This window comes from Burkholderia sp. AU17457, from assembly GCF_002223255.1.
GTDB classification, from domain to species: domain Bacteria; phylum Pseudomonadota; class Gammaproteobacteria; order Burkholderiales; family Burkholderiaceae; genus Burkholderia; species Burkholderia sola.
The window spans coordinates 80,453-104,649 of sequence record NZ_NKFB01000005.1 but is presented as its reverse complement, the minus strand read 5'-3'; the positions used below and the strand labels follow the sequence as shown (position 1 = coordinate 104,649).

Annotated in this window: 23 protein-coding genes; 13 read left to right on the top strand and 10 right to left on the bottom strand. The window is 67.1% G+C overall.

The window, feature by feature from the left end; genetic code table 11:
* Positions 1–49: 49 nt before the first annotated feature.
* The 4 genes from CFB49_RS17720 to CFB49_RS17705 form a co-directional block, all read right to left on the bottom strand.
* Positions 50–1,222 carry an NAD(P)/FAD-dependent oxidoreductase gene (locus CFB49_RS17720; protein WP_089435948.1) on the bottom strand — a complete coding sequence of 391 codons (1,173 nt, stop codon included), beginning with the start codon at positions 1,220–1,222 and terminating at the stop codon, positions 50–52.
* Between the two features lie 150 nt (positions 1,223–1,372).
* Positions 1,373–2,524 (bottom strand): branched-chain amino acid ABC transporter substrate-binding protein, encoded by a 1,152-nt coding sequence (locus CFB49_RS17715; protein WP_089435947.1) that lies wholly within the window; start codon positions 2,522–2,524, stop codon positions 1,373–1,375.
* Between the two features lie 414 nt (positions 2,525–2,938).
* Entirely contained in the window at positions 2,939–3,130 is a 192-nt protein-coding gene (locus tag CFB49_RS17710; RefSeq protein WP_050017276.1) for a CsbD family protein, read from the bottom strand.
* Between the two features lie 142 nt (positions 3,131–3,272).
* Positions 3,273–4,811: a helix-turn-helix transcriptional regulator gene (locus CFB49_RS17705; protein ID WP_069618967.1), complete on the bottom strand. Its 1,539-nt coding sequence runs from the start codon at positions 4,809–4,811 to the stop codon at positions 3,273–3,275.
* Between the two features lie 395 nt (positions 4,812–5,206).
* Here CFB49_RS17705 and CFB49_RS36360 point away from each other — a divergent pair, with 395 nt between their 5' ends.
* From CFB49_RS36360 to CFB49_RS17695, 3 genes are all read left to right on the top strand, one after another.
* A complete protein-coding gene (locus tag CFB49_RS36360; RefSeq protein ID WP_162838130.1) occupies positions 5,207–5,371 on the top strand; it encodes a hypothetical protein in 165 nt (54 codons plus the stop codon).
* Between the two features lie 74 nt (positions 5,372–5,445).
* Entirely contained in the window at positions 5,446–5,796 is a 351-nt protein-coding gene (locus tag CFB49_RS17700; protein WP_089491907.1) for a BON domain-containing protein, read from the top strand.
* Between the two features lie 53 nt (positions 5,797–5,849).
* The gene (locus tag CFB49_RS17695; protein ID WP_034205539.1) at positions 5,850–6,047 is read left to right on the top strand and encodes a CsbD family protein; all 198 of its coding nucleotides are present in this window, start codon (positions 5,850–5,852) and stop codon (positions 6,045–6,047) included.
* 239 nt (positions 6,048–6,286) lie between these two features.
* On the opposite strand, the gene CFB49_RS17690 is transcribed toward CFB49_RS17695, so the two are convergent.
* Complete coding sequence (locus tag CFB49_RS17690; protein ID WP_089491906.1) at positions 6,287–7,315, bottom strand: DUF1338 domain-containing protein; 1,029 nt, start codon at positions 7,313–7,315, stop codon at positions 6,287–6,289.
* Between the two features lie 222 nt (positions 7,316–7,537).
* Here CFB49_RS17690 and CFB49_RS17685 point away from each other — a divergent pair, with 222 nt between their 5' ends.
* Positions 7,538–8,503, top strand: a complete 966-nt coding sequence (locus CFB49_RS17685) for a LysR family transcriptional regulator (protein WP_089491905.1) — start codon at positions 7,538–7,540, stop codon at positions 8,501–8,503.
* A 19-nt stretch (positions 8,504–8,522) separates the two neighbouring features.
* Here the strand turns inward: CFB49_RS17685 and CFB49_RS17680 are convergent, their stop codons facing one another.
* Complete coding sequence (locus CFB49_RS17680; RefSeq protein ID WP_089492767.1) at positions 8,523–8,984, bottom strand: hypothetical protein; 462 nt, start codon at positions 8,982–8,984, stop codon at positions 8,523–8,525.
* A gap of 87 nt (positions 8,985–9,071) precedes the next feature.
* Complete coding sequence (locus CFB49_RS17675; RefSeq protein ID WP_069618972.1) at positions 9,072–11,201, bottom strand: TonB-dependent receptor; 2,130 nt, start codon at positions 11,199–11,201, stop codon at positions 9,072–9,074.
* A 239-nt stretch (positions 11,202–11,440) separates the two neighbouring features.
* On the opposite strand from CFB49_RS17675, the gene CFB49_RS36355 reads away from it, so the two are divergent.
* Both CFB49_RS36355 and CFB49_RS17665 read left to right on the top strand, forming a co-directional pair.
* Positions 11,441–11,857, top strand: a complete 417-nt coding sequence (locus CFB49_RS36355) for a hypothetical protein (RefSeq protein ID WP_179234917.1) — start codon at positions 11,441–11,443, stop codon at positions 11,855–11,857.
* 149 nt (positions 11,858–12,006) lie between these two features.
* Complete coding sequence (locus CFB49_RS17665) at positions 12,007–13,635, top strand: NADP-dependent glyceraldehyde-3-phosphate dehydrogenase (RefSeq protein WP_089491904.1); 1,629 nt, start codon at positions 12,007–12,009, stop codon at positions 13,633–13,635.
* A gap of 73 nt (positions 13,636–13,708) precedes the next feature.
* On the opposite strand, the gene CFB49_RS17660 is transcribed toward CFB49_RS17665, so the two are convergent.
* Positions 13,709–14,341, bottom strand: a complete 633-nt coding sequence (locus CFB49_RS17660; RefSeq protein ID WP_089491903.1) for a LysE family translocator — start codon at positions 14,339–14,341, stop codon at positions 13,709–13,711.
* A 590-nt stretch (positions 14,342–14,931) separates the two neighbouring features.
* Between CFB49_RS17660 and CFB49_RS17655 the strand changes: the two genes are divergently transcribed.
* From CFB49_RS17655 to CFB49_RS17640, 4 genes are all read left to right on the top strand, one after another.
* Positions 14,932–15,255, top strand: a complete 324-nt coding sequence (locus CFB49_RS17655; RefSeq protein WP_050018102.1) for a hypothetical protein — start codon at positions 14,932–14,934, stop codon at positions 15,253–15,255.
* A gap of 120 nt (positions 15,256–15,375) precedes the next feature.
* Positions 15,376–15,861, top strand: a complete 486-nt coding sequence (locus CFB49_RS17650) for a hypothetical protein (RefSeq protein ID WP_089435941.1) — start codon at positions 15,376–15,378, stop codon at positions 15,859–15,861.
* Between the two features lie 242 nt (positions 15,862–16,103).
* Positions 16,104–17,573, top strand: a complete 1,470-nt coding sequence (locus tag CFB49_RS17645; RefSeq protein ID WP_089491902.1) for a PepSY-associated TM helix domain-containing protein — start codon at positions 16,104–16,106, stop codon at positions 17,571–17,573.
* Positions 17,574–17,613: 40 nt separating this feature from the next.
* Positions 17,614–19,737 (top strand): TonB-dependent receptor, encoded by a 2,124-nt coding sequence (locus CFB49_RS17640; protein ID WP_089491901.1) that lies wholly within the window; start codon positions 17,614–17,616, stop codon positions 19,735–19,737.
* 88 nt (positions 19,738–19,825) lie between these two features.
* On the opposite strand, the gene CFB49_RS17635 is transcribed toward CFB49_RS17640, so the two are convergent.
* Positions 19,826–21,070: an NADH:flavin oxidoreductase/NADH oxidase family protein gene (locus CFB49_RS17635; RefSeq protein WP_089435938.1), complete on the bottom strand. Its 1,245-nt coding sequence runs from the start codon at positions 21,068–21,070 to the stop codon at positions 19,826–19,828.
* A gap of 78 nt (positions 21,071–21,148) precedes the next feature.
* Between CFB49_RS17635 and CFB49_RS17630 the strand changes: the two genes are divergently transcribed.
* Positions 21,149–21,607 (top strand): MerR family transcriptional regulator, encoded by a 459-nt coding sequence (locus CFB49_RS17630; protein ID WP_089435937.1) that lies wholly within the window; start codon positions 21,149–21,151, stop codon positions 21,605–21,607.
* Positions 21,608–21,792: 185 nt separating this feature from the next.
* Positions 21,793–22,113, top strand: a complete 321-nt coding sequence (locus CFB49_RS17625; RefSeq protein ID WP_089491900.1) for a DUF1330 domain-containing protein — start codon at positions 21,793–21,795, stop codon at positions 22,111–22,113.
* 29 nt (positions 22,114–22,142) lie between these two features.
* Here CFB49_RS17625 and CFB49_RS17620 read toward each other — a convergent pair whose 3' ends face one another.
* Positions 22,143–22,979: an NAD-dependent epimerase/dehydratase family protein gene (locus tag CFB49_RS17620; protein WP_089491899.1), complete on the bottom strand. Its 837-nt coding sequence runs from the start codon at positions 22,977–22,979 to the stop codon at positions 22,143–22,145.
* A gap of 71 nt (positions 22,980–23,050) precedes the next feature.
* Here CFB49_RS17620 and CFB49_RS17615 point away from each other — a divergent pair, with 71 nt between their 5' ends.
* Complete coding sequence (locus CFB49_RS17615; RefSeq protein ID WP_089491898.1) at positions 23,051–24,154, top strand: LacI family DNA-binding transcriptional regulator; 1,104 nt, start codon at positions 23,051–23,053, stop codon at positions 24,152–24,154.
* The last annotated feature ends 43 nt before the right edge of the window (positions 24,155–24,197 follow it).

Below are 24,197 nucleotides of genomic sequence, written 5' to 3'. Positions count from 1 at the left end.
GAGACACAAGGAGAATCCCGCCCACCCCATACCGGGCGGTCACGCCGCACTACACGACGTTCTTTTCGACGATCGGCCGGTTTTCCAGCACACGCGCCCAGCCGAGCGACGACAGGTCGAGCGTGTCGTAACGCCCGCCCAGAATGAGTTCACTGACGCCCCGCCCGGTCGCCGGCCCTTGCTGCAGCCCGTGGCCGCTGTAGCCGTTCGCGAACACGACGTTGTCGAGTTCGGGGTGGTAGCCGATGATCGCGTTGTGATCGAACACGTTGTACTCGTAGTAACCGGACCAGCAATTCTCGACGCGCAGCGCCTCGAATTCCGGCACGCGGTGCGCGAGCGTCGGCCAGATCACGTCGTCGAACAGGTCGTGGTCGACTTCGTCGAGCGGCAGGTCGTCCGGGTCGCGATCGGGGCTCGGCGACGTACCGCAGATATACGTGCGCCCTTCCGGCCGGAAATACACGCCGGTCGGATCGATCAGCAGCGGGCAATCGGCGAGCTTCGCCGGCGACGATACGTTGAAGATGCTGCGCCGCCGCGCATACACCGGGATGTCGATGCCCATCATCGCCGACAGCGTGCGCGTCCATGCGCCGGCCGCGTTGACGAGCGTGTCGCACGCATGGCGCTCGCCGTCGCCCGTCACGACATGCGTGATCTTGCGGCCGTCGCGCACCACGTCCTTCACGTCGGCCGGCACGTAGCGCGCGCCCAGCGCCTGCGCCTTCTTGCGCAGCGCCTGCACGAGCCCGTAGCCGTCGAACCAGCCTTCGCCGCTGGCTCCGTACGCGCCCGACACGAGATCGTCGACGTTCAGCCACGGAAACTTCGCGCGCAGCGCGTCGCCGTCCAGCAGCCGGATATCGGCGCCGAGGCGCGTCTGCAGCGCGTGGTTCTCGCGCAGCGTCGCGTCGCCGGCCGGCGTCGCGAGAAACAGGTAGCCGCCTTCGTGCAGATCGATCGACGGCCGGTTGCCGTCCACTTCGAGCCGTTCGCCGATCGTGCGCAGGAAATCGATGCCGAACAGCGACATCTCGATCGACAGCGGCGTGGAGAACTGCTGGCGAATCGACGCGGCCGACAGCGCCGACGACGATCTGGCATAGGTGGGGTCGCGCTCGATGACGGTCACGGCGACCGTGGGATCGGTGGCGCGCAGGAAATAAGCGATCGAGCTGCCGATCACACCACCGCCGACGATGACGACTTGAGAACTCACGACTGACTCCGATTGCACGTAAAAGGCTCAGGGCCTGTGGGTGATGCGTGCCGCGACTCGCGCGGCGTCGCGGGGCAAGCTTCGCGGGCGATCGCTTCGGCTATTTCAGCACGTCCGGCATCGCCGCGAAAGTCCGCGCGCAGGGTGCATTCAGTCCGCCGATTTCGTCGTGACGGGCTGCCACGCGGCGTTCTTCACTTCATACAGCGTCGAGCTCGGGTTTTTCAGGTCGCCCGTGCTCGTGAACGCGATCGTGCCGGTGATGCCGTCGTAGCGCGTGCCCTTCAGCGCGCCGTTGAAATCGGCCGGCTTCGTCGAGTTCGCCTTCTGCATCGCGTTGATCGCGATCCACGTCGCGTCGTACGCGAACGGCGCATACGCGAGCATGTCGACGCCGTACTTCTGCTTGAATTTCGTTTCGAACAGCTTGCCCTTCGCGAGACGCGACAGCGGCTGCCCGTATTCCCACACCGACGCGCCTTCGGCCGCGTTGCCGGCGAGCCTGATGAAATTCGCGTTCATCACGCCGCCGCCCGCGAGGAACTGCGCGCGAATGCCGAGCTGGCGCATGCGCTTCACGAGCATCGCGGCCTGGGCGTCGAGGCCGCCGAAGAACACGAGATCGGCGTTGGCGCTCTTGATCTTCGTGAGCTGCGCGCTGAAGTCGACGGCCTTGTCGTTCGTGAATTCGCGCGCGACGATCGTGCCGCCGTTCGCCTTCACGGCCTTCTCGAATTCGTCGGCTTCGCCCTGGCCGAACGCGGTGCGATCGTCGATGATCGCGATGCGTTTCGCCTTCGTCACGCTCGCGGCATACGTACCGGCATTGCCGGCGTTCTGCGTGTCGGTCGCGATCACGCGGTACACGCTGTCGAGCCCGGCGCGCGTGATGTCGGGATTGGTCGCCGACGGGGTGATCATCGGAATGCCGGCCTTCGCGTAGATCTTCGACGCGGGCAGCGTCGTGCCCGAATTGAAGTGCCCGATCACGACGGCCACCTGCGCGTCGGCGAGCTGCTGCGCGGCCTGCACGCCGGTGCGCGGATCGCTCTGATCGTCCTGCGACGCGACGACGAATTTCACCGGCTTGCCGCCGACGGTCGTCCGCGCGGCATTCGCTTCGTCCACCGCCATGCGCACGCCGTTCTCGATGTCCTTGCCGTACGCGGCGCCGCCGCCCGTCAGCGGGCCGGCCACGCCGACCTTGACGATCGTCTCCTGCGCATGGGCCGCGCCCGTCTGAGACGCGAGAAGCACGGCGGTCAGTGCGACGCCGGAAAGCGAACGAATGCGGAACGTCATGGCAGTCCTTCTTGTGAGAGTCGGGATGCAACGCGCGATCGGCACGCGTCGGCAACCTCCTGCGCGCCGGTGATGTCTTGTGCTGCCGACGCGCAATGCGCGCGACCGGCTCGCCGATCACCGCGGTTCCGTCTCCGAAGAACCTTTCATCGCGAAAGAGGTGAATGGATTGTGGGTAGCCAATACCCGTGCCGCAAACGAAATATCGGAACTACGTTGTGAGGATTTATCATCAAGTTCCGGATTGATGGCCGATCCGCGGCCCGTGCGACAGTGGGCCGTGGATGGAGGTGCTCCGAGGGGAAATGGCGGTCGCTTCGCCGAGTAAAGGCCGGCGCGGTCATGCCGGCAACGCATCATCGTCGCGACGCCGTCCGGCCTTCGCGACGCCGACGGCCGGCGCCGCGTCATCGGTCAGTGCCGATCGGTGCCCGTGTGGTGACGCACCGCATCGGCCGCCTCGCCGGCCTTCTCCTGAAGCTTGCCGGCCTGCTGTTCGGCCACGCCTTCCGCTTCGGTCTCGCGGTCGCCCGTCACCTTGCCGAGTGCTTCCTTGACCGAACCCTTGACCTGCTTGAGCTTGCCTTCGATGCGATTCCTGTCCATGGTCTTCTCCTGCGATGGTTGAGGAAAGCCGGCAATGCAGCGGCCTGCGCGGCACCGCCGAGCGGACAGGATCGCAAGCCGGCGCCGCGCGCGGCAGATGCGGATGCACCAGTGCGCATGGTGCATTCGCACCCGAACACCGTCAGTCCTTGTCCTTGGCGCCGCCCTTGTCGCCACGCGCGCCGTTCGCTTCGGCCGCGGCCGCGCCGACGATCCCGCGCTCGCGCGCCCAGACGATCGCCTCGGCGCGGCTGTGCACGTCGAGCTTCGCGTAGATCGTCGCGACGTGATTGCGCACGGTGTTCGGCGCCAGCCCGAGGCGACCGGCGATCTCCTTGTCGGCGAGGCCATGGCACAGCAGGTCGAACACGTCGCGCTCGCGCGCGGTCAGGTCGGACAGCTGCGCGCCCGCATCCGGCGCATTCGCGCGCCGCACGTTCGCGAGCTTCTCGATCAGCGTGCGGCTGAACCACGACGCATCCTGCATCGCGGTCTCGATCGCATAGACGAGCTCCATCTCGGTGCGCTTGCGGTCGCTGATGTCGAGCAGCGCGACGAGCAGGCAGTCGCGCCCGTGAATCGCGACGGGGTCGGCCGACACGACGCAATCGCGGACGTCGCCGTCGCGCGTGCGGATCTGCACGTCCGCGTTGCGCACGTTGCCGTCGCGCACGAGCCGGCCTTCGATGCGCGGCCATACGCCGCGTTCGGCCCACAGCCCGATCTCGTCCGCGGATTTGCCGAGCAGGTCGGCCTGCGCGTGGCCCGTCATCGCGGCAAACGCGTCGTTCACGTCGAGCAGCTCGAAACGGTCTGCCGTGACGATCGCCATCGCGACCGGCGCCATCCGGAAGGCCGTCGCGAAGCGCTCCTCGCTTTGCATCAACGCGCGCTCGGCCTGCTTGCGCGGCTCGAGATCCATGAACGTGAACAGCATGCACGCCTCGCCGTTCATGTCGATCGGCTGCCCGGCGACGACCACCGCCTTGGTGCTGCCGTCGGCCAGTTTCAGCACGGCTTCCATCTGCGGGATCGTCGCGCCTTCGCCGAGCCGCTCGATCGCCAGCTCACGCCGCTCGGCCTGTTCGAGCACGTCGACCTCGTATACCGAGCGGCCGAGCACGTCGTCGCGTGCGTGGCCCGTCATGTCGAGGAAGCCCTGGTTGACCTTCACGTAGCGCAAGTCGTCGAGCCGGCAGATCACGGCCGGCGCCGGATTCGCGTTGAAAGTGCGCTCGAATCGCTCCTCGGCGCTCGCCCATTCGGTCGCGTCGTGCAGCACGAGCGCGAGGCAGTCCGGTGCGCCGGCCGCGTTCGTCAGCACGAGGCTGCGGATGCGGTGAACCCAGCTCAACGACTCGTCGGCGGCCGATTCGACCTCCACCGTCACGTCGCTGAACTCCTCGCCGGCGATCACGCGATCCATCGGATAGTGGCCGTCGCGCACCGGATGGTTGTTCCGGTAGCGCAGCCGGAACCGCTCGCGATATTCGGTGACGTCCGCGCCGAGCGCCTTCAACTCGGTCACGCCGTGCATCGCGAGCGCGGCCTCGTTCGCCCAGACGATCCGCTGGTCGGGCTCGATCAGGATCACGCCCTCGGTGAGCCCCGCGATGATCTGGTGCAGCTGGCGCCGGTCGGTATGCGACTTGAGCACCTGTTCGTCTACTGGTTCGTTCATCGATTCGTTGTCCCTGTCGTCAAACATGAGCGTCAACAGTGCGCCGGCCGGGCGCCCGTCGCAGCGTCACGCGCCGGCCGGCGGGTGCGGCGATGATCACGTGCGGCGCAACGGCGCGACAGGCACGGATGCACTATCTCGAATAGTACATTCGCACGCCGCCCGCGTTTCGTGCGGCGCCCCGCCAAACGGCACAGTGCGACCCGCGCGCCGTTCACGCCGCATTGCCCGGGTCATGGTCACGTCGTGTACCCGCCCGTACGTTCCGTCCCCCGGTGCAAACGCACTAGCCGATCAGGTGAATTTGCGCGATGTCCGCTCGCGTTCGCGTCGGTACGCTGGTACTGCATCGACGCTTATGCGCCGCCCTTTCATACCGCAGAGGAGGACACCGGATGAAATTGCAACAGACACCCGATCCGACGCGGCCCGAGCCGGCCCCGGACCATCCGCCCGAACCGGCGCCCGGCACCGATCCGCCGGTGCCGCTGCCGCCCGACGTACCGCGCCCGGACATGCCGCCGCGCGAACCCGGCTACGACACGCCGATCGCCCGCTAACGCGCGGGCGTGCACGGGAACGATCCGTGCTCCCCGAGTAATTGGTTCAACCCGCCAATCGAAGGAGAACATCAATGAACAAGACCTCGCACCTTTCGACGCTGCTCGCCGTCAGCGCGGCTTTCCTGCTTTCCGCCGCCCCGCTCACGAACGCGCACGCCCAGGCCTCGTCGACCGACAGCGGCATGGCGACCGAATCGAACCAGCCCGTCACCGACACGTGGATCACGACCAAGGTGAAGGGTGAACTCGCCACGACCGATGGCGTGAAGAGCACCGACATCAGCGTGAAGACGGTGGACGGCGTCGTCACGCTCACGGGCGTGCTGCCGACGAAGACTGCCGTGAAGAAGGCCGTCGCCGTGACGCGCGCCGTCAAGGGCGTGAAGCACGTCGACGCATCCGGCCTGAAGGCGAAGGGCTGAGCTATCCCGCGGCCGACCGCCGCACTTTTCTCCCCTTACACAAGGAGCACACCATGAACGAAGACAAGATCAAGGGCCAGTGGAAACAGCTCACCGGCAAGCTGAAGGCCAAATGGGGCAAGCTGACCGACGACGATCTCGCGGTCGCGGAAGGCAATCGCGATTATCTGGCCGGGAAGATCCAGGAGCGTTACGGGATCGCCCGCGACGAAGCCGAGAAGCAGTTGAAGGAATTCGACCGCGAGCTGTAACGCGCCAGTCGTCTCACCCGGCCGCGACGCGCGATGCGTCGCGGCCACGCGGAGGACAACGACATGGGCAAATATCTGATCGCATGGCTGCTCGGTGTACCGATCGGGCTGCTGGTACTGTTTTATCTGGTCACGCACCTCTTCTGATGCACGCGACGCCCCGTCGACGAAAACGGGCCGACGGCTGAAACCAGCCGCCGGCCCGTCTGCTTTTGCATGCGGTACGCGATGCGTCGCGCTTACTTCGCCGCGTTTGCCGTCATCTTGAAGATGCCTTGCGCGTTGCCCGCGTCGAAGCGCAGGTCGGTCACCCAGCGACGCGCGGCCTGATCGAACGTGCGCTTGCGCGTGATGAACTCGTAGAACGAACCCGGCACGTTGCGCTTCACCGTGCCGCCGTCGCGGGTACGGAACTCGCGCTCGACCGTATCGGCGCGATAGGCTGTCTGGAATACGCGGCCCGAGCGCGAGCGCTCGACTTCCGGCTTCATCGGTCGCCCCTTCGCCTTCTCGTCGTCGGACAGCTTGAACACGTCGGCGACGCGGTCGGTCGCGTGATTGAACGCATTGCCCTCGGTCGCGATCCACGCCATTTCCGCCGACTCCATCAGCAGCGTCTCGTAGTCGAGTTCGCTCGGCACGTCGTGCTGACGCGCGAACGCGCCGACGATCTCCGGCAGCAGCGCGTGCGCGGCTTCCAGCGACAGCCAGCCTTCGCGCTCGACTTCCCACAGCAGCGCGACGGCCGCCGGCGACAGCGGATCGCGCGACGAGCCGACGACGTTCGTCACGGCCTGCTGGAATTCCTTCGAGAAGCGCTCCGGATGCAGTTCGCTGACGAAGAACTGCGCGATTTCGTCCGGCGCGTCTTCATGCGCATACGCGCGACCGGTCATGCCGAGCTTGTCGAGCGGGTAACGGCCGTTCAGGCGAAAGCCGAGCGGACGCAGGATGCGCGTGAACGCGGCCTCGCCCGGCGGCAGCGCGCCCGTGTGCGGCCAGCGCACCGTGCGCAGCGCGCCGTGGTCGAAATAGACGGAGCCGCTGCGTTCGATCGCGTCGGCCGTATACGCGCGGCCGTTCGCCGAACGCTCGAGCAGCCCTTCGAACAGCGCCATGTTCATCGCCTGCGCGATTTCCGCGCGCGTCACGATGCCGTCTTCCCATTCCTCGAGGATGGCCGGCATGTTGAGGGTCGAGAACAGGGCGTCGGTCTTCGCCTGTCCCAGCAGCTTCGTCAACAAGCTGTCGATATTCGGATTGCGCATCAGGATTCTCGTGTCGGGGGACCCGCCGGCAATCGTGCCGGCCACTCGTCGGCCGGCCGCCCGCGGGCGCCTGACCTTGCACGGGAAGCATTATTCAAAGGGTTGCAGCGGGGCGTAAAGCGAGATTAAATTGAGACGTGATGAGTTTTTGGAATTATCAGCCGCTCTTCGCTGGTGCGTCACCCGGCGCCGCGGGTCAATTCGTCAGATCAATCGAGCATCATGCGCAAATTCAAGATCCCCAACATGGGCGCGCTGGTGGCTTTCGAAGCCGCCGCCCGCCACGAGAGCTTCACGCACGCGGCCAAGGAGCTGTTCCTGACCGAAAGCGCGGTGTCGCGGCAGATCGCGACGCTGGAGGCGAGCCTCGGCGTGCGGCTGTTCGCGCGCGTGAAGCAGCGCGTCGTGCTGACGCGTGCCGGCAAGCTGTACGGCACGCAGGTGCGGCGCGCGCTGGAAGCGCTCGACCGCGACACGCTGTCGATCATCGCGCACGGCAGCGGCGGCGGTTACCTGGAACTCGCGGTGCTGCCGACCTTCGCGTCGCACTGGCTGATTCCGCGCATCAAGAGCTTCTACGACCGCACGCCGGACGTGCGCGTGAACATGGGCAGCCGCACCGACCTGTTCTCGTTCGAGGACACGCACTTCGAAGCCGCGATCCACTACGGCAAGCCGACCTGGCCCGGCACGTCGTCCGACTATCTGTTCGGCGAGGAAGTCGTGCCGATCTGCTCGCCCGCGCTGCTGAACGGGCCGGTCGAGCGCGTCGAGGATCTGCTCGCGTATCCGCTGCTCCACTCGACGACGCGCCCCGGCGCCTGGGCGCAGTGGTTCGAGACGCACGGCGTCGAGGACATCCGCACGATGCAGGGCGTGCGCTACGAACTGCATACGATGCTGATCAGCGCGGCCGCGGCCGGGCTCGGCGTCGCGCTCGTGCCGAAGTTCTTCGTCGAGGAGCAGTTGCAGCAGCTCGGCCTCGTCGTGCCGTGCGACGCGGCAACCGTCGGCGATTCGGCGTATTACCTCGTGTATCCGACCGAGTTCAGCCACAGCAAGCCGCTGGAATCGTTCCGCAGCTGGCTGCTCGAACAGGCGAGCGCGTATGCGGCGCCGGAGCGCGATGCGCGCGACGCCGACGAGGAAGATGAGGAAGATGAGGAAGACGACGAGGACGTCGAGTAACGACGCCGTCGCACCGGCGTCATCGCGCGGCGGCTGCGCATGCATGTCGCGACGGCACGTCGGCCGCCACGACCTTCACCAGCCGCGCACGATCGGGTGTTTCGAGCCCCGGGCACGCCGTCTCCAGATCGCGGATCACGAGCGTCGCGCGCCCGTCGAACCGGCATACGCCGCGGGGTTGCACGGCCGGCAGCCGTAGCGCGCGTCTCGCCTCGTGCTGGTTCGTGAAAACGATCACGCCCGCGCGTTGCGAGCGAGCGGGCAAGCGCCGCGCCGACGCGTCGTCCTCTTCGAACCACACGTCCGACCCGATCGATTCGTCGCCGTAGTCGAGCGCGTAACGCCCGGACAGCGTGATCGTCCGGTCGATCTGCATCGCATGGCAAGCCGGCTCGGCATCCGCCGGGATCGTCTGCGCGCCGGCCGCGAACGGGCCGCACGCCAGCAACGATAAAAACAGCGCACGGGCGCGGCCGGTCATGCTCGAGACATCAATCGCGGGGCGGATCATGGGCAGCGAAGCGCGGATCATCGTGACGAAGACCCGTATCGTCGCGCACCGCGTGCGTTACATGTGCCACTTCACCGTGGCGGTCAGCGTGCGCGGATCGCCGGGCATGTTGTACAGGTCCGCGTTGCCGTGCGCGGAGATGAAGTAGCGGCGATTGAACAGGTTGTCGAGCGTGAGCGTCACGTCGACCTTCTTGCTGCGATAGCCGGCGCCCAGGTTGAACACCGTGAACGACGGCAGCGTGACGAGATCGCTCGCCGACGTATAGCGCGCCGACTGGAACTGCATGCCGGCCGCCGCGTAGAAGCCGTACGGCAGCTCGCGCTTGAGCCACAGGTTCGCGCTGTGGCGCGGCATCAGCCCCGGCGTGTTGCTCGACACCGCGACGCCGGCCGCCGTCGATTGCGCGGAACCGTCCACCGTACCGTTCAGGTACGCGTAACCCGCATACACCGACCACTTCGGCGCGATCTCGCCGGTGAAGCCGAGCTCCATCCCGCGCACGTGCTGCGTGCCGATCGGCAGCGCGTAGCCGGGATTCGCCGGATCCCCGATCTGCTGGTTGGTCTGGCGCATGTCGAACAGCGCGACGCTGGCCGTCGCCTTGCCGCCGAGGTCGAAGCGCGAGCCGACTTCATACGCGGTGGTCTTCTGCGGCGCGAGCGCGGCGCCGTTCGAGAACGCGCCGGAACTGATCAGCGTGTCGGCCAGCGGCGAGAACGACTGGCTGAACGACCCGTACAGCGTGAGCCAGTCGAGCGGTTCGTAGATCAGCCCGACGCGCGGGCTCCACGCATGATCGGTACGGTCGAGATTGACGTTCGACGACGTGTAGTCGTGGCGGATCTGGTTCAGGTAGTCGAACCGCAGGCCGGCGAGCACCTTCCAGTGTTCGGTCAGCGAGATCAGGTCCTGCGCATAGACACCCGCGAGCCCGACGACGGTCGACGCGTTCGTCTTCGCACGCGTGCCGGTCGGCACGCCCGGCAGGACGACCGGCTGCGGATTGAAGAGATCGTAGGTCGCGACCTTCGTCACGCTGTAGATCGTGTCGAACTTCTGCTGCTGCGACAGCTCCAGCCCGTACAGCAGCTCGTGGCGCATGCCGAACAGCGACGTCTTCTGCGTGAGTTCGAACAGCCCGTCGATGCCGTGATCGGTGCGCTGGCGCGTCGACTGGTCGAGCGTGACGACCGGGTGCGCGGCAGTCTTGATCGGCTCGTAGTTCACGTAGTTCTTCCGCTCGAGCGAGAAGTCGTACGCGCGGATCGCGCCGTGGAACGACAGCGAATCGTTGAAGCGGTGATCGAGCGACACCGTCGCGCTTTTCGCGGAAACGTCGTTGTACGAACTGTTCACCCCGTCGGCCGACCCGTAGTACGTGTTGATCGGCACGTCGACCGGCCGGCCGCGATACGCGGGCACCCCCTGGTCGGACGTGCGGCGGTCGTGCAGGTAGTCGAATTCGACGTTCAGCACCGTGTCGCGGTCGAGCTTGAACTGCGCGGACGGCGCGATCGCCTGCCGGTTGAGCTGGAACTGATCGCGAAAGCTGTTCGAATTCTCGGCCGCGCCGGTCATGCGGAAGCGCGCCGCGTCGTTCGCGTTCCAGCCGAGGTCGAATTCGCCGCGCCGCTCGCCGCGCGTGCCGAGCGTCACGCCCACGTCGTTCACCGGGTTCGCCTGCGGCCGCTTCAGCACGCGATTCACGATGCCGCCCGCCGAGCCGCGCCCGTACAGCACCGCCGCCGGCCCCTTCAGCACCTCCACGCGATCGACGTTCGACAGGTCGCGGTAGTACAGCGCGTCGTCGCGAATGCCGTCGACGTACTGGTCGGTGATGCTGTTGAAGCCGCGGATCGTGATCTGGTCGCGCTGGCCGTCGCCGACCGAGAAGCCGACGCCCGGCACGTTGCGCAACGCGTCCTGCAGCGACGTCGCGTTCTGATCCTCGATCACCGCGTGCGGCACGACGTTCACGGTCTGCGGCACGTCCATCAGCGACATGTCGGTCTTGGTCGCCGCGCGCGAATGGCCGCCGTCGTACGACGCATGCTCGGCGGCCGCGTTGACGGAAATCGCGGGGAGGGTCGCCGCGGCGTCGGCCGCTTGTGCAAACGAAGTGCGGGCGCCGGCCAGCGACGTGGCGATCAGAAGCGCATGGCACGCGCTCGTGTTGAGTTTCATCGTGAACGTAGAAGGGGGTGAAGAAAACGGCGAACGGCAGCCCGCCGGCCGGCGCAACCGGCACGAAAAAAGCCGTGACGCCCCGTCACGGCCGGTAATGCGGCGAAATAATAAACGAGAATGATTCGTGTTTTTAGTTAATTTTTAACGTGTCGCCTGCCCGCAACGTGAACGCGCATCGCGCTCTGCATTCCTGACGAATGCCTTTCTATTTCGGGTGATCGGGCGGCACGGATGTAATGAAAAAGAAAGCATTGATCGGTCGCCTCATGCGGCGACGATCGGTAAAAAAGCGGGATCGGGATATGGAGACGGAGAAGCGGGAAGGACCACGAAGGATCGGGTCATGCAGGCGGAGCGGATTCAACAGTCCGGTGCGCGCCGGACCGGGCAACCCCGACCCGGCGCTCCGGGCAGCCGACCTCGTATCGGCGGTGCGGCGATCTTCTTCTGTTCTTCACTACGTCTGCTCTCAGGTTCACTGCATTTTTTTCCTCGCCGCGTCCGGCCATTATCCGCTCAATTCGGGCGAAGTAAAACGTTTGCGGTTGCACCCCGGCCGTTATACCGGCGATTCGGCAACAGTCTTTCCGAATGCTTACGGTAATTGCGACGCGGTTTCCGCCATGTTGCATTCGTTGCGGCGTTCCTTTTAAATGGAACTGGTTCCATTCGTTGAATCGGCCATATTCGCGCGTGACGAGGAGTCGCGTGCGCGTCATGATGCCGATTCAGGATCGAGGATCATCCCGTTCAGGATTCGCATCGCCCGTCCTTCCCGGACACCCCGTCAAACGAGACCGTCATGCCCGATTCCGCCTCCCTGCAGCACCTGTTTCCCGCATTACAGGACATCCCCGCCGAATTCCGGCTGGCTTCGCCGATTCACCAGCGCGTGTCGCTCGTCGACGGCGAATTGCGACCGTGGGACGGCGCGACCAAGACCGTGCTGTCGCCCGTGTGCGTGCGGCAGGCGGACGGCAGCGTCGAGCAGGTCGAGATCGGCAGCTACCCGGTGATGGGCGAAACGGAAAGCGACGCGGCGCTCGACGCCGCGGTGCGCGCGTACGACGCCGGCCGCGGCGAGTGGCCGACGATGAAGGTCGAACAGCGCATCGCGTGCATGCAGGACTTCATCAAGCGGATGGTCGCGCAGCGCGAACTCGTCGTGAACCTGATCATGTGGGAGATCGGCAAGAGCCTCGCCGATTCGCAGAAGGAGTTCGACCGCACCGTCACGTACATGACGCAGACGATCGACGCGCTGAAGGAGCTCGACAACGCGAACTCGCGCTTCGTGATCGCGGAAGGCACGATCGGCCAGATCCGCCGCACGCCGCTCGGTGTCGTGCTGTGCATGGGCCCGTACAACTATCCGCTGAACGAAACCTTCGCGACGCTGATCCCCGCGCTGCTGATGGGCAACACCGTGGTGTTCAAGCCGCCTCAGTACGGCACGCTGCTGTTCAAGCCGCTGCTCGAAGCGTTCCGCGACGCGTTCCCGAAGGGCGTGATCAACACGATCTACGCACCGGGCGCGGTGGTCGTGCCGCACATGCTCGCATCGGGCAAGATCAACGTGCTGGCGCTGATCGGCTCGAGCAAGGTGGCCGATCACCTGAAGAAGCAGCACCCGAAGTCGCACCGGCTGCGCGCGATCCTCGGCCTCGACGCGAAGAACGCGGCGATCGTGCTGCCCGACGCCGATCTCGACCTCACCGTGAAGGAGTGCCTGCTCGGCGCGCTGTCGTTCAACGGCCAGCGCTGTACCGCGCTGAAGATGCTGCTGGTGCATCGCTCGATCGTCGACGAATTCCTGAAGCGCTTCACCGCCGCGCTCGAACAGCTGAAGATCGGCATGCCGTGGGAAAAGGGCGTCAGCATCACGCCGCTGCCCGGCATGCACCGCACCGCGTACATGACGGATGCGATCGACGATGCGAGGGCGTTGGGCGCGCACGTCGTCAATCAGTCGGGCGGCGAGTTCAGCAAGACGCTGTTCTACCCGGCCGTCGTGTATCCGGTGTCCGAAGGGATGAAGCTGTACCGCGAGGAACAGTTCGGGCCGATCATTCCGGTCGCGCCGTTCGACGACGTGGACACCGCGCTCGACTACGTGACGACGTCGGAGCACGGCCAGCAGGTCAGCATCTTCGGTTCGGATCCGGCGCAGATCGGCGCACTCGTCGATCCGCTCGTGAACCAGGTGTGCCGCGTGAACATCAATTGCCAGTGCCAGCGCGGGCCCGACGTGTTCCCGTTCGCAGGCCGCAAGGATTCGGCGGAAGGCACGCTGTCGGTGAGCGACGCGCTGCGCGCGTTCTCGATCCGCTCGATGGTCGCGGCGAAGCAGACCGACAGCAGCAAGCAGTTGCTCGATTCGATCGTGTCGGATCACCACTCGAAGTTCATCAATACGGGCTTCATTTTCTGAAGCGGGCTTGATCGATGCAGGCGCCTCCGTCGCACGTCGGTGCGGCGGAGGGTTTCGGGCACGCACCGTGCGGCTAGACGTTCGTCACCAGCAGCCGAATGCCCGCCACGCCGAACACGACGGCCAGACACGCTTCCATCGCGCGCCGCCCGCGCACGTACAACCGGCGCGCACCGTCCATCGAGAACACCAGCGCATAGCCGCCGAACACGAGACAGCCGATCGCGAGGCAGCCCGGCACGACGGCGCCGTGCGCGCCGCCCGCGCCGTTCGACGACAGCGCGACGATCGACACCCACACGAGAATCGCCTTCGGATTGGTCAGGTGCAGCATCGCGCCGCGCACGTAGAAACGCGACAGCCGCTGCTCGCGCGCCGCGTTCGCCGCTGCCGCCGGCGGGCCCGACAGCGCCGTGCGCCCCGACTTGAACGCGAGCCACAGCAGGTACAGCCCGCCGAACACCTTGATCGCGACCAGCAGCTTCGACCACGCGAGTAGCACGGCCGAGACGCCGAGCGCCGCCACCGTCGCCCAGAACATCGACCCCGAAATCACGCCGAGCGCGAACGCGAGCGCCGCCTTGCGGCCCTGGTTCGCAGCGACCGACATGATCGCGAGATTGCTCGGCCCGGGGCTCGCCGTGCCGATGAAATACGCGGTGTAGGCAAGCAGCAGGTTGGCGGAGAAGAAGGCGTGGACGCTCATGTCGAACCTCGCGGAGACGATCGGGAGATTGTTGGCAAACCTGCGTCGTCTGCCCATGGACAATTGCGCGGCAATTCGCTGGGCCAGTTGTGTGGCCATGCAACCGATCGCCGCGCTCGGACCGTCTCTGTTTTGAAACACCTGGCGCATGCGCCGCCGGTTCGCGCGATGCGGCAACGGGCGCTCCATGCGGTCGTTTCCCGTCGCGAACGCACGGCCGGTGTGGCCGAACCGCCCGCTACGCGCCGTTCCGGCCTTTCGCCGGCAGAAACGCACGACGCGCCCGATGTCCGCGTTACGTTACATCCGTGAAGCATTTCGCGTCGTCGAGCCGCTTCCGGCGTTCGATACCGTCTGCCTGCCGCCCATCGACACCCTCCTCGATCGCCTGCGCGATCCAGTCCCGACGGGACTCGCCGAGCGATGCCGGACCGCGGCTCAACATTACTCAACAATCGTCCGGCGGCGCTGGTACGGAATCTGCATTCCGTTCGGGCAGAAGCCGCGCCCGGTACCGCGCGGACACGAATTCACCCTCGGGCGCTCCCCCGGATCCGCCCGTACGATATGCACACGCAACGAGGCTCTCCATGGATGCGCAGCCCAACTCGTCCGATTCGTCGTTCCAGCTCTTCCTCGCGAAGGTGCTTGAACAGCCGCTGCCCGACTGGACCGAAAAACAGCAGATGGAACTCGAGATGGCGCACACGCTGTCGACGCAAATGGTCACGCTTGCCGAAGACATGCGCGGTCGCACGCCCGATCTCGCGCGCTGCCTCGTGCTGCTCCGCTACGCGAAGGTGCTCGACTTCATGCTGACGTCGCTCGCCGCGCACCGCGACATTCATCCGCAGACGCTGCGCACGCTGTTCCGGCTCGCGAACCTGAAGGTCGACGACGCGTATCCGGTGTAAGCCGGCGCAACGGACCGGGCCGCGCACGACCATCGCGGCCACGCCGGCCAGGCGAGATTCGCTCCCGCACACGCACGGCCCGCCTGCCCCCGCGCGCAAACGGCGGTACAATCGCGCGCCATGAACGCACTTCGCCGCTTCCTGCTCCGGCCAGGCGTCGCGCGACAGTTGCTGTGGGGGTTCCTCCTCGTGACGCTGCTGTCCCGCGCGCTGATGTCGGGCGCCGTGATGCTCGATCCGGACGGTCCGGAGGCGGGCTCGGTGGTGCTGTGTTCGGGCCGCGGCCCGCTGATCGTCGCCGGCGCCGCACTGGCCGCCCGCTTCGACGCGAGCGCGCCGATCACGCCGGCCAACGATGCGCTCGCGCTCGTCGACGCGCTCAAGCATGACGCGCACGCCGACAAGGCCGCCTCCTCCGGCGACGGCGACGGCCTGTGCGCATTCGGCGCCGCGCTGTTCACCGCGCTCGCGTCGTTCGCGCTGCTGGTGCTGCTGTTTCCCGCGGCGCCGCCGCGGCGCTTCCGCGTCCACTGCTACAGTCCTCCTTTCGTGCGATCGATATTCGACGATCGCCCGCCCTCCCGCGCACCTCCCCGGTTCTGCTGAACGTTCCGCCCTGTGACGCATGCACGTCGACGTGCATGCGCGTTCACGCCGTTCGTTTCGCCCGACCTGATTCACGCGTTCACCCGCATGCCCGCTTCGCGCGGGCGACGCCGCCTTGCGCTCCGTTTGCGCAACGCGCGGCGCCGCCTGCCGCGCCGACGCATGCACGCGGGTGCGACGCACGTTGACGGCCGCCGGCCCGCGCCGGCCCCGCCGCTCGACGAAGCCGAGGAGTTCACACCATGTCGACCATCGTCGATCGGGCCATCTCGCCCGCCCGTTCCGCCAGCGCCGGTTACCGGACGCTCTGGCGCTGGCATTTCTATGCCGGCCTGTTCGTGATGCCGTTCCTCGTGATCCTCGCGATCACGGGCACGCTCTACTGCTTCCAGCCGCAGATCGAGCCGCTGCTGTATCCGCACCGGCTGGTCGTCGAACCGCGCGCGACGCCGCGGCTCGATGCCGACACGCTGCTCGCCCGCGCCCGCACCGCGATGCCGGCAGGCGCAACGCCGGTTTCCGTGCAAGTTTCCTCCGCGCCGGACCGCAGCGCCGAGTACGTTTTCCGGCTGCGCGACGGCAGCCGCGAGAGCGTGTACGTGAACCCGTACGACGGCAGCGTGCTCGGCACGCTGAGCGTCGAGAACCGCTTCATGCAGGTCGACCGGATGCTGCATCGCAAGCTGCTGCTCGGCAAGACCGGCGAGTTGCTGATGGAACTCGCCGCCTGCTGGACCTTCGTGATGATCGGCACCGGCATCGCGCTGTGGTGGCCGCGCGGCGCGGCACGCGTCGGGCGCGCGCTGCAGCCCGACCTGTCGCTGCGCGGCCGGCCGCTGTGGAAGAGCCTTCATGCGACGGCCGGCATCTGGCTCGCGGCCGGCACGATCGCGTTCATCCTGTCCGGGCTGCCGTGGTCGGGCTCGTGGGGCAAGAACTTCAAGGCGCTCGCCGCGACCGTAAACCTCGGCGCGCCGGAAGGCGCGTGGGGCGGTGCGTCGGTGCGCTCGACGCGCCCGGGCGCCGCCGCGGCGGCCGGGACTGCGCGCGCGCCGGCCGCCGCCGCGTCCGGCCATCACCACGAATCGGACGAATCGATGCCCGGGATGGTGATGGACGACCTGCCGTTGCCGCAAACGCCGTGGGCGGTCGGCAACGTGCCCGTCCCGCATTCGCCATCCGCGCCGACGCCCGCGCCGCTGCCATTGGCCCGCGCGATCGCGATCGTCGCCGGGCTCGGCGTGACGAGCGGCTACACGCTCGCGCTGCCGGCCGGCACGGACGGCGTGTTCACCGCGTCGTACTTTCCCGCCGACCCGAAGGCAGAACGCACGATCTACGTCGACCAGTACAGCGGCGCGGTACTGAAGGACATCCGCTATGACGACTACGGCGCGGTATCGCGAGCGGTGTCGTACGGCACGTCGCTGCACATGGGCCGTTATTTCGGGCTCGCGAACCAGATCATCTGCGCGGTGTTGTCGCTCGGGCTGGCCGCGATGGCCGTCACGGGCACCGTGATGTGGTGGAAGCGCCGCCCGGCCCGGACGCTGGGCGCACCGTCGCGCGAACGCGGCGCGCCGCCGATGCGTGGCTGGATCGCCGGGCTCGTGCTGCTCGGCATCGTGTTCCCGTTGATGGGGCTGACGATCGTCGCGGTCTGGTTGCTCGACCGGCTGCTGTTCGGCCGCGCGGCGCGCGCCGCGGCGTGATGAACGCAAGCGCTTCCCCCATTCGAAGGAAACCGAAACAATGAAGTTGAGATTGATGCTGCCTGCCGCCGTGCTCGCGGCGCTGTCGCCGGCCGGGCAGGCACAAGCACAGGAAAACGGCGTCGACGGCACCGGCGCCACGCTCGCACCGATTCGCGTCGACGCGCAGAAGGCGCCCACGCTGACGCAACCGCTCGACACCGGCAGCCATCTCGGGCTATCGCCGCTCGAAACGCCCGCGAGCGTCGAGCAGATCAGCCGCGCGACGCTCGACACGCGCGGCGACAGTTCGATCATCGACGCCGTGAGCCGCGCCGCCGGCATCAGCGCGTCGCCGCATCCGGGCAACGGCAACTCAGAGCTTGCCGCGCGCGGCTTCGTCGGCGCGTCGTCGGTCACGCAGCTCTACGACGGCGTGCGCCCGTACGGCGCGATCGGCGTCACGTTCCCGTTCGACACGTGGTCGGTCGACCATATCGACGTGCTGCGCGGCCCCGCTTCGGTGATCTACGGCGAAGGTGCGATCGGCGGCGTGGTCAACATCGTCCCGAAGAAGCCGACGCGCACGCCGATCCGCAACGAGCTGCAAATCGGCGGCGGCACCGAAGGCACCGCGCGGGCCGCGTTCGGCAGCGGCGGCGCGATCAACGACAAGCTGTCGTACCGCTTCGACATCAGCGGCAACCGATCGTCGAACTGGGTCGATCGCGGCAATTCGCGCAACCTGTCGGTCTCCGGCGCGCTGCGCTACGACGTGACGCCCGACCTGTACGTGACGGCCTCGTACGCGCAGGGCTTCCTGCATCCGATGCAGTATTTCGGCGTGCCGCTCGTCAACGGTGCGCGCGATCGCGCGCTCGACAAGAAGAACTACAACGTCGGCGACGCCGACATCGCGTTCCGTGACAGCTGGGCCACCGTCTCGGCGAACTGGCAGCCGAGCGACAGCCTGAACGTGACGAGCACGCTGTACCGGATGAAGAGCAACCGTCACTGGAAGGATGCGGAGTACTACACGTACCTGCCGTCGAGCGCGCAAGTGCGGCGCAGCAGCTACACCGAGATCTTTCACGACCAGGAACAATACGGCAACGTGACGACGGCCACCGTCGGCAGCGCGCTGCTCGGCATGCGCAACACGTTCTCGGCGGGCGTCGAGTTCAACCACACGACGTTCCAGCACGACAACAACTCGCCGTATGCGGGCACGTCGACGGTCGATCCGTTCGACTTCGATCCGGGCAGTTTCATCAACACGGCCGGCACGTTTCCGAAGTACCGCAGCCAGTCGAACCAGTACGCGCTGTTCGCGGAGAACCGGCTCGAGATCACGCCGCGCTGGTCGGTGATCGGCGGTCTGCGCTACGACCATGCGAGCGTGAACCGCGACGATCTCGTAAACGGCGGCGCGTTCACGAAGGTGTTCGCGACCACGGGCTGGCGCGTCGGCACCGTGTACGACGTGCGGCCCGGCCTCGCCGTGTATGGACAGTATTCGGTCGCGGCCGATCCGGTCAGCTCGCTGCTGTCGCTGAATGCGTCGAAAGCGAACTTCACGCTCGCGACCGGCCGGCAGATCGAGATCGGCGTGAAGCAGTCGTTCCTCGACGGCAAGGCGGAATGGACGCTCGCCGCGTACCGGATCGTGAAGGGCAACCTGCTGACCGCCGACCCGGTGAACCCGAACCAGTCGATCCAGGTCGGCCAGCAGTCGTCGCGCGGGCTCGAGGCGACGGTCGGCGCGGAGATCGCGAAGGACTGGCGCGTCGATGCGAACGTGTCGATCCTGCGCGCGAAATACGACGATTTCCAGCAGTCGTCCGGCGGCACGACCGTGTCGCGCGCGGGCAACGTGCCGGTGTCGGTCCCGCAGCGGCTCGCGAACCTGTGGGTAAGCTGGCGCTTCGCGCCGGACTGGACGGGCATCGCGGGCGTCAAGTACGTCGGCAAGCGGTTCGCCGACACCGCGAACCAGCTCGTGATGCCGTCGTACACGACCGTCGACCTCGGCCTGGCGTGGAAGCCGCGCAAGGACACGACGATCACCGCCCGCGCGTACAACGTGTTCAATCGCCGCTACGTGCAGTCCGCGTACTACAACGAAACGCAGTATCTGCTCGGCAACGACCGGCGGTTCGAGGTGCTGGCGAACTACCGGTTCTGAGGACGCATGCCGCCGCGCGCCGGGCAAGGCGGCACGTGCGCGGCGGCGTGCCGGTCAGCCTTCCGCATCGCCAGCTCGCGTCGAGGCATCACGCACGCGTGCCCGCCGCGCGCCCCGCCATCCACTTCCGGTAGCGCCGCGTCTGGCACTGCGCGGCCAGTTGCTGCCGCACCAGCGCGCGCAGCGGCGACACCCGCGGGTGCGTGCGGCGCCCTTCGCTCAATCGCGTGAGCTGGAACTTGACGACGGCCATGTTCGCCAGCGCACCCAGCGCCTTGTTCTTCCAGCGGATCGGCTGCAGCACCGGCGCGCTGTCCTTGCCGGCGCGCCAGTCGCGCGGCAGGTTCGGGTCGATCGACAGCGCGGTCGCGATGCCGACCATCGCGACGCCGCTGTCCACCACCTGCTCGGCCACCGCACGGCGCCGGATGCCGCCCGTGACCATCAGCGGCATCCGCGCGACGGCCGTGATGTCGCGCGCGAATTCGAGGAAATACGCTTCGCGCGCCAGCGTACGGCCGTCGCGCGCCTCGCCCTGCATCGCCGGCACTTCGTAGCTGCCGCCCGACAGTTCGACGAGATCGACGCCGAGCGGATTCAGCAGTTCGACCACGCGCTTCGCGTCGTCCGCGCTGAAACCGCCGCGCTGGAAATCGGCCGAGTTCAGCTTCACCGCGACGACGAAGGCCGGCGACACCGCCGCGCGCACCGCCTTCACGATGTCGAGCAGCAGGCGCGCGCGGTTCTCGATGCTGCCGCCCCACTGGTCCTGCCGGCGGTTCGTCAGCGGCGACAGGAACTGGCTCAGCAGATAGCCGTGCGCCGCGTGCACCTGCACGCCGGTGAAACCGCTTTGCTCCGCGAGCTGCGCGGCGCGCACGAAACGCTGCTGCACGTCGGCGATATCGGCTGCCGTCATTTCCTTCGGCACCGGAAACTGCTTCGACAGCGCGCCGAGCGCGAGCGGCACGGCCGACGGCGCGAGCGTCGTCTGGCCGAGCGCCGCCTGCATCTGGCGCCCCGGGTGATTGATCTGCATCCACACGTGCGCGCCGTTCGAGCGTGAGATCTGCGCCCAGCGGCGGAAACGGTCCAGATGCGCGTCGCTTTCGAGCACGACGCCGTTCGGCCCCGTCATCGCGCGGCCGTCCACCATCACGTTGCCAGTCAGGATCAGCCCGACCTCGCCGTCGGCCCACGCCTGGTACAGGCGCAGTAACGCGTCGGACGGCGCGTGGTCCGCATCGGCCATGTTTTCTTCCATCGCGGCCTTGGCCAGACGGTTCGGAATCACCGCCCCGTTGGGCAGTGTGAGGGGCGCAAACAGATTCATCGTGGCAGATCCTCGATTGACGATGGCCCACGATAACTTTAAAGTCAACTTTAAGGTCAAGCCCTTTTGGAACCCAACATGAAAATCGGCGAACTGGCGAAAGCGAGCGGCCTCGCGGCGTCGCGCATCCGCTTCTACGAAGCGAGCGGCCTGCTCGAACCGGCCCGCCGGCAGGCGAACGGCTATCGGGAATACGGGCCGGAAGCGTTGACGCGGCTCGCGATCATCGACCGCGCGCAAGGCGCGGGCTTCTCGCTCGACGAGATCCGCGCGGTGCTGCCGCCCGATCTCGGCGCATGGCCGCACGATCAACTGCTGGCCGCGCTGCGGCACAAGGTCGACGAAATCGCGCTGCTCGAACGGCGTCTCGCGCAGAACCGGCAGCATCTGGAAACGCTGATCGGCGAGATCGAGAACAAGCCGGCCGGCGAGGATTGTGCGGGCGCCGCGCAACGGATGCTCGACCGGCTGGGCGAGCAGGCGAACGAGCCGCTGGCGCCCGCGCCCGTCGTGCGGCCGGCGCGCAAGCGGGCGTGATGGATCGTGCTGAGGGATTGCACCGCGCCGTCCATCGATCGATGCGCGCCGCGCGCCTGAAGTGAAGCGCGACGCGGGCGCGGTTGCCCCGATTTGCTTACGTCGCAGGTAATCGACGCGCGCCGCCCGCGTCGCGATCATGGGCTTCATCGACCCTCGAACCGCATCCCGCCAAGGAGCCCGCCATGACCGCGTACGCCATCGCCCACCTGCACGACGTCGACATGTGCGACGACATCGTCGAATACCTCGAACGGATCGATGGCACGCTCGCGCCGTACGACGGCCGTTTCGTGATTCACGGCGCCCGCCCGGAGGTACGCGAAGGCGTGTGGCGCGGCGACCTGATCGCGATCGCATTCCCCGATCTCGACACGGCGCGCGCGTGGTACGAATCGGATGCGTACCGGCAGATCCAGCCGCTGCGCGCACGGCACGCGAGCGGCCCGTTGATCCTGATCGACGGCGTCGATGAACGGCACAAGGCGACCGACATTCTGCGTTGAACCTTGACGCGGGCAACGCCTGCCGACGCTTACGGCGCCTTCCGCTCCATCGGCTCGCCGACGACGAACCCGCCGCCCTGGAACCGCTGCGCGGGATCGTCGTAATCGGCGGTCGGCGCCGTCACCGGGAACAGCCCGGCGAACTGCTCGGAACTGTCGCGCGGGCGAAAGCCGAGGAAGCCGACCTTCGTGTTGTCCCACCACTTCACCGGGTTGTCCGACGCGCCGTAGACGATCGCGTGCCCGACGCGGTTCGTCAGCAGCGAGCAGCGCACGAGTTCGATGAAGTCGCGGTAGCTGAGGAACGTGACGAGCATGCGCGGATTCTTCGGCACCTCGAACGACGACCCGATCCGCAGGCATACCGTCTCGATCCCGAAGCGATCGAAGTAGTAGCGCGACAGCGATTCGCCGAAGCACTTCGTCACGCCGTACAGGCTGTCCGGGCGCAGCGGCGCATCGGCGTCGAGCACCTCCGTGACCGGGTGGAAACCGATCGCATGGTTCGAGCTCGCGAACACGACGCGCTTCACGCTGTGCTTGCGCGCGGCTTCGTACAGGTTGTACGTGCCGGTGATGTTCGCGCCGACCAGATCGTCGAACGGCGCATCGACCGAAATGCCGCCGAGGTGGACGATCGCGTCCACGCCGTCGACGAGCGCCATCACGGCGGGCCGGTCGGCCAGGTCGACCACGCGGAGCTCTTCATGCGCGGCCGCGTCGCCGAGCGTCGCGATGTCGCTGACGCGCACGACGTCGGCCCAGTCAGCGAGCGCGCCGCGCAACTGGCGGCCGAGGTTGCCGGCCGCGCCCGTCAGCAGCAGGCGGCCGAACGGTTTGCGCGCGGCGGTGGATGAGACGTTCATCGAATCTCCTTGGATCTGACCTAAGACGGAAAACGTTTTCCAACTATACGCGGACGCGCCGCCGAGCGTCAATGGTCGAACCTGCTCGCAGCCCTCCGCATTTTCCCGATATCGGCGGCGGTCTGCGCGCGGGCTTTTTCTGCCACAATCGGGCGTTATCGAACGAAAACGTTACCCTTCGAATGAAAAAAGTTTCCTCGACGATCCGCGACGTGGCCGCGGAAGCCGGTGTGTCGGTCGCGACGGTATCGAAGTACGTGAACGGCACGCAGCGCTTCTCGCCGACCGTCGAGGCACGGCTGAAGGAGGCGATCGAGCGGCTCGGCTACCGGTCGAACCCGCTTGCGCGCTCGATGATCACCGGCCGCACGCGCACCATCGGCCTCGTGATCCTCGACATCAGCAACCCGCACTTCACGAACGTCGTGAAAGGCGCGAACCGCATCGCGCTGCAGCACGACTACACGCTGCTGCTCGTCGATACCGAGGAGAACCAGACGCGCGAACGCTCGCTGATCGAGGCGCTCGCGCAGCGCGTCGACGGGCTGATCGTCAGCACGCGGATGCCCGACGACGAAGCCGGCTGGATGCTCGACCTCAACAAGCCGCTCGTGCTGCTGCGCCGCAGCCCCGGCCTGCCGATTCCGAGCGTCGGCATCGACAACCGGCTGTCGACCTACATGCTCGCGCGCCACCTGCTCAATCTCGGCCATACGCGCATCGCGTATCTCGGCTTCGGCACCGCGCGCGTGAACGACGAACGGATCCAGGGCGCGCGCGACTGCCTCGCCGAAGCGGGGCTCACGCTCGACGTGCACGACGCGCACGCGCCGACCGCCGAGGCCGGCGAGCGCGCGTGCTCGCGCGTGATGCTCGGGCCGCAGCGCCCGCAGGCCGTGATCTGCTACAACGACCTGATCGCGCTCGGCTTCATGAAGGAAGCCGCGTCGCTCGGCTTCCGGCTGCCGCAGGACGTGTCCGTCGCCGGCATCGACAACGTGCCGTACGGCGAATACGCGGCGCCCGCGCTGACGACCGTCGACATCCAGAGCGAGAACATGGGCGAGCTCGCGATGCAGAAGCTGATCGACGCGCTCGCCGGGCGCACCGATGCGAGCTATTCGACGTTCGAGCCGCGGCTGATCATGCGCGCGTCGACGGCCTCGGCCGGCTGACGCGGTCGCGACGCGCGTCACGTCCCCGAACTAAAAACGCCGC

Coding starts and splice junctions, on each gene's coding strand:
- CFB49_RS17655 (WP_050018102.1), top strand. CDS start 14,932: ATGGATGCGCAGCCCAACTCGTCCGATTCGTCGTTCCAGCTCTTCCTC.
- CFB49_RS17675 (WP_069618972.1), bottom strand. CDS start 11,201: ATGAAACTCAACACGAGCGCGTGCCATGCGCTTCTGATCGCCACGTCG.
- CFB49_RS17645 (WP_089491902.1), top strand. CDS start 16,104: ATGTCGACCATCGTCGATCGGGCCATCTCGCCCGCCCGTTCCGCCAGC.
- CFB49_RS17665 (WP_089491904.1), top strand. CDS start 12,007: ATGCCCGATTCCGCCTCCCTGCAGCACCTGTTTCCCGCATTACAGGAC.
- CFB49_RS17660 (WP_089491903.1), bottom strand. CDS start 14,341: ATGAGCGTCCACGCCTTCTTCTCCGCCAACCTGCTGCTTGCCTACACC.
- CFB49_RS17680 (WP_089492767.1), bottom strand. CDS start 8,984: ATGACCGGCCGCGCCCGTGCGCTGTTTTTATCGTTGCTGGCGTGCGGC.
- CFB49_RS17630 (WP_089435937.1), top strand. CDS start 21,149: ATGAAAATCGGCGAACTGGCGAAAGCGAGCGGCCTCGCGGCGTCGCGC.
- CFB49_RS17650 (WP_089435941.1), top strand. CDS start 15,376: ATGAACGCACTTCGCCGCTTCCTGCTCCGGCCAGGCGTCGCGCGACAG.
- CFB49_RS17615 (WP_089491898.1), top strand. CDS start 23,051: ATGGTCGAACCTGCTCGCAGCCCTCCGCATTTTCCCGATATCGGCGGC.
- CFB49_RS17635 (WP_089435938.1), bottom strand. CDS start 21,070: ATGAATCTGTTTGCGCCCCTCACACTGCCCAACGGGGCGGTGATTCCG.
- CFB49_RS17705 (WP_069618967.1), bottom strand. CDS start 4,811: ATGAACGAACCAGTAGACGAACAGGTGCTCAAGTCGCATACCGACCGG.
- CFB49_RS17695 (WP_034205539.1), top strand. CDS start 5,850: ATGAACGAAGACAAGATCAAGGGCCAGTGGAAACAGCTCACCGGCAAG.
- CFB49_RS17710 (WP_050017276.1), bottom strand. CDS start 3,130: ATGGACAGGAATCGCATCGAAGGCAAGCTCAAGCAGGTCAAGGGTTCG.
- CFB49_RS36360 (WP_162838130.1), top strand. CDS start 5,207: ATGAAATTGCAACAGACACCCGATCCGACGCGGCCCGAGCCGGCCCCG.
- CFB49_RS17625 (WP_089491900.1), top strand. CDS start 21,793: ATGACCGCGTACGCCATCGCCCACCTGCACGACGTCGACATGTGCGAC.
- CFB49_RS17715 (WP_089435947.1), bottom strand. CDS start 2,524: ATGACGTTCCGCATTCGTTCGCTTTCCGGCGTCGCACTGACCGCCGTG.
- CFB49_RS17700 (WP_089491907.1), top strand. CDS start 5,446: ATGAACAAGACCTCGCACCTTTCGACGCTGCTCGCCGTCAGCGCGGCT.
- CFB49_RS17685 (WP_089491905.1), top strand. CDS start 7,538: ATGCGCAAATTCAAGATCCCCAACATGGGCGCGCTGGTGGCTTTCGAA.
- CFB49_RS17640 (WP_089491901.1), top strand. CDS start 17,614: ATGAAGTTGAGATTGATGCTGCCTGCCGCCGTGCTCGCGGCGCTGTCG.
- CFB49_RS36355 (WP_179234917.1), top strand. CDS start 11,441: ATGAAAAAGAAAGCATTGATCGGTCGCCTCATGCGGCGACGATCGGTA.
- CFB49_RS17620 (WP_089491899.1), bottom strand. CDS start 22,979: ATGAACGTCTCATCCACCGCCGCGCGCAAACCGTTCGGCCGCCTGCTG.
- CFB49_RS17690 (WP_089491906.1), bottom strand. CDS start 7,315: ATGCGCAATCCGAATATCGACAGCTTGTTGACGAAGCTGCTGGGACAG.